3 protein-coding genes and 2 pseudogenes are annotated in these 3,981 nt (G+C 43.5%); 3 read left to right on the forward strand and 2 right to left on the reverse strand.

Annotated features, from left to right (window positions below; translation table 11 throughout):
- The 3 genes and pseudogenes from F6J99_RS42895 to F6J99_RS42905 form a co-directional block, all read left to right on the forward strand.
- Positions 1-218 (forward strand): annotated as a pseudogene (locus F6J99_RS42895) (cyclase family protein); the annotation flags it as partial.
- A gap of 529 nt (positions 219-747) precedes the next feature.
- Positions 748-1,224: a hypothetical protein gene (locus tag F6J99_RS42900; protein WP_293123014.1), complete on the forward strand. Its 477-nt coding sequence runs from the start codon at positions 748-750 to the stop codon at positions 1,222-1,224.
- A gap of 34 nt (positions 1,225-1,258) precedes the next feature.
- On the forward strand, positions 1,259-1,453 hold the full coding sequence (locus F6J99_RS42905) for a hypothetical protein (RefSeq protein WP_293123017.1): 195 nt from the start codon (positions 1,259-1,261) through the stop codon (positions 1,451-1,453).
- Between the two features lie 158 nt (positions 1,454-1,611).
- Here the strand turns inward: F6J99_RS42905 and F6J99_RS42910 are convergent, their stop codons facing one another.
- The gene (locus tag F6J99_RS42910; protein ID WP_293123018.1) at positions 1,612-2,889 is read right to left on the reverse strand and encodes a transposase; all 1,278 of its coding nucleotides are present in this window, start codon (positions 2,887-2,889) and stop codon (positions 1,612-1,614) included.
- A 209-nt stretch (positions 2,890-3,098) separates the two neighbouring features.
- Positions 3,099-3,899 (reverse strand): annotated as a pseudogene (locus F6J99_RS42915) (hydantoinase B/oxoprolinase family protein); the annotation flags it as partial.
- Between the last annotated feature and the right edge of the window lie 82 nt (positions 3,900-3,981).

The raw sequence follows: 3,981 nt of genomic DNA on the forward strand, positions 1-3,981 counted from the left end.
CTTCCGGTCATGAACCCACTGATACTGACCCTGGAATTGCCACTAGCCAAGGGGACTATTCCCTAGAAAATTATATTCTCAGCCAAGACAAGTATCAGATCGAGTTGCTGACTAACTTGGATCAGGTGCCGGAGTATGGTGCGATCGCAATCGTAACGTTTCCTAAACCCCTGAAAGGTTCTGGTTTCCCAGCAAGGGTGTTCGCAATTATTCCGTAGTAAGGCAAGAGGCAAGAGGCAAGAGGCAAGAGGCAAGAAATTATATAGGAATTTTTGGTGGCGATGCAGCGCGGTCTTGAGGAACTGCCCTGGTTTCCCCCACTCGCGCTTTGCATCAAGACAAGGTCAAAAACTCTAAGCCCTATATATATTTAGGAAGCTTTGGTAGATTCATGTTCTTGATGCAGCGCGGTAAAATAATTCTATGGGAAGAGATTATTGGTGACAATTTAAGTTTGTTTGCTATTTGTAAATCATGTTGTTACAAAATATTACTAAATCTCAAAGTGAAGGACACACTAGCCTGAGCTTGGTGTATCTTTAGCCTAACAGTGAGACAGTCGGACTATTGAGTGAACCCAAAATAGCCATACCGAAGAAATCAGCTTGGTGCTGCCCCTATTGAGACGCAGCAGCCAAGTTATTGAACAGTTCAAATATTATCTAGAGCGGAAAACATAAATTAATCGGATAAAACATGAATATATTTTCCAACCCCTTAAAGTTAAAGTTCATAGGGGTATCTTTGTTGGTAAATCAATTACTGTTGATGGTGTCGTCTATAGCACTAGCTTACGATAATAATGTAGACTCAGACAAATTGCAGGTTATCAAATTAGAACCAGGTATGCAAGTTACCATAAACTATAAACTTGGAATGCCTGGGGGGAATAAGCTAGAAGAGCAAGCTTTTTCAGTTTATAAGCTTTCATCATCTGATAAGTCTGATGGTGATGATGCAGTTCGTCTTTGGCGTAGGAGTGATGAGATGAATTACATTCCATTCTACTATTCTAATGACGAGGATAAACCAAACTATTTAGCCATTGCCTATCATGCTTGGTCACCAAGTGGTTCAAGGTGGTTTAATTTAGCTGCGACAAACAAAAAATTAGTTGCACAAGAAGGGAATAAAAAAACTATCCATATTAGCTATCCCAAAGGTGGAGCAGCGAATCCTTCCCTCACGATAACCCTCGAAAGGGATCCACTCAAGATATATTAATGGGGCTGAGAGGGTTGAACTCTCAGCAATCCGAATGCACTCAAATTGGCTGCGGGCAAACTATATGCTTTTAGGTTCTTGCCGACGAGTTGGCAAGTCCTTTGCCTGTCTGAGTACGGGTAATAACTTTTTGAATACCCTTAAAGAACAACTCAGCCAAAAAAGTCAAGAATATTTTTCCTTAACTTGTCACCAATGGAAGAGGTTATCTACCGAGAGGCATATCTAACCTAAGAGCAGTAGCTCGATTGCTCAATTTAGAGGACACAAAGATGAAAGGGATTTTCGGTGCTCTACTCCCAGGACTGATCACAACCGGTTTTGTAGGCGCAACACTACTACCCGCTGCACCCGCAGCTGCTGGTGATTTAGTGACATCCTCCTACACTAACGCGAAGCGTATAGTGTAGGCTTCCCATTCTCGCAAATAGGTATTCCTGCCCAAAGCCACTTATCTAGGATTTCTCCCCCGACAGATCGACTACTTGACAGGCTGTTTCCATTTCCCGAATTGTCCACGGGTACTAATTCTAATCCTCGCAGTCTCACCATCTGAGCAGCGGCATGATCTCTATGGGTGATGTAATTGCATTCAGGACAAAAATGTTCTCTAACGCTCAAATCTTTCTTCACTGTAGCCAGACACTCAGGGCAAGTCTGACTGGTGCCACGGGGGTCTACTCGCACTAAATAACACCCACGTTTGAAAGCTACCCATTTGAGGATATCTAAGAATTGACCAAAAGATGCATCAATGCAGTCTTTTCTTAGCATTCCACGATTAAGCCCTATTGTATTTAGATCTTCTGCAAAAATTGTCTGAGCTTGATCACAAAGCAAATGCGCTGTTTTTAGATGGAAGTCTTTACGAGAATTCCCTATTTTTTGATGTAGTCTGGCCACCTTCAGTTGTGCCTTTTCCCAGTTATTAGAGCGCTTTTTCTTTCTAGCTGCTCTACGTTGCAGCAATTTCAGCTTGCCTTGTAGTGACTTGAAAAACTTAGGTCGCTCAACTGTGAAACCATCTGAAGTTGCCAGAAATTTCTCTAACCCAAGGTCGATCCCAATTGCCCTGCCTACAGCCGGGTTATTAGGAATATCGATATCCAATGCTATCGATATGACAACATACCATTGTGTCTGTCTAGCCTTGGCTAATACTCTCACCTGTTTGACCTGGAATCCTAATGGTATTTCTCTATGAAGTCGGATCGGAACTAGGCCAATTTTAGGAAGCTTGATCTGTTCGTTTTTTACTGGATTTGACTTGAATTGCGGAAATAAAAATGACTTGTATTGACCTTTCTTTTTAAACCTTGGAAAACCAAACCCTCGCTTACTCATTGCTTCCCATGAATCATGCAACCTTCTAACAGTTGTCTGCAATACCTGGGAATGCACCCTTGACATAAGCGCATTGGTTTTCTTGGCTTTGGGCAGGTTGTTTTGCTGGCGATGGTAACTGGGGAATGGTGTATCAGCAGGAATTATGTACTCACTCTGTATTGAACACCTATCTACAGAACATTTACGACTTGCGATCCAGTCTTTTAACTCTCTCAATGAGTAGTTATAAACTCGCCTACAAGTCTCAAGCCATTCCTTCATGATCTGTTGTTGATCTTGGCTTGGGTAAATTCTGTATGTATAGTTGATCCTCAACATATTCTTATTCTACCACAGAAAAAGACAATGGTAAATACAAGTTATGAGGGTTCAATGCCCTCATAACTTGTCTGGGGGAGTCCATGTATCCCGCCACTAAAGCTTTGCCTATAGTGGGGGACTTATAGCTCCCCCAGACCCCCTCACTAGTTAACCCAAAGGAAAAACCAATGGGATCGGCAGAGCCCATCCCATTCGCCCCCTACCAATTAGGATTCACTATCACCACTATCCAAACCATATGCCCCACCTCCAGGGGTCTCAATCACAAACACATCACCTGCATTCATTTCCACTACCCCAGTACTACCCAACTCCTCAACCGTTCCATCCCTGCGTTCCACATAATTTTTTCCCAAAGCACCCGCTTCACCACCATTTAACCCAAAAGGCTTCACCACTCGACGTCCAGATAGAATTCCTGCAGTCATAGGTTCTAGGAAACGAATCTTGCGAATTACGCCATTCCCGCCACAATGAACGCCCTTACCGCCACTATCGGGACGAATGCCAAACCTTTCCAAAAGTACTGGAAATCGCCATTCCAACACTTCTGGGTCAGTTAAGCGAGAATTGGTCATGTGAGTATGTACCGCATCTGTTCCATCAAAATCAACCCCTGCCCCAGAGCCTCCACAAATAGTTTCATAGTATTGATAGCGCTCATTGCCAAAGGTAAAATTATTCATAGTACTCTGAGATGCCGCCATCACTCCTAAAGCACCATAGAGCGCATCGGTTATGGCTTGGGATGTTTCCACATTCCCCGCTACCACTGCTGCTGGATAACGGGGATTGAGCATAGAACCTTCGGGAATAATCACCTCCAAAGGCTTCAGACAACCGGCATTCAGGGGAATATCATCATCCACTAGGGTGCGGAAGACGTATAGCACTGCTGCTTTGCATACCGCTGACGGTGCATTAAAATTACTATCTAACTGAGGCGAGGTACCGGTAAAATCAATCTTGGCACTACGGTTGTCCCGGTCAATAGTAATCGTGACCTCATTAATCTAAAATCCCATGAAGGCACTTGATTTAAACGCAGCAGCTGAAACAGATGCAGGGTATGGCCAACTGATGGCAGTT

It is taken from the genome of Moorena sp. SIO4G3, from assembly GCF_010692305.1.
GTDB lineage: Bacteria > Cyanobacteriota > Cyanobacteriia > Cyanobacteriales > Coleofasciculaceae > Moorena > Moorena producens_A.

Excerpts from the sequence above, each read along its gene's own strand:
- F6J99_RS42905 (WP_293123017.1), top strand. The coding sequence starts at position 1,259 with ATGCACTCAAATTGGCTGCGGGCAAACTATATGCTTTTAGGTTCTTGC.
- F6J99_RS42910 (WP_293123018.1), bottom strand. The coding sequence starts at position 2,889 with ATGTTGAGGATCAACTATACATACAGAATTTACCCAAGCCAAGATCAA.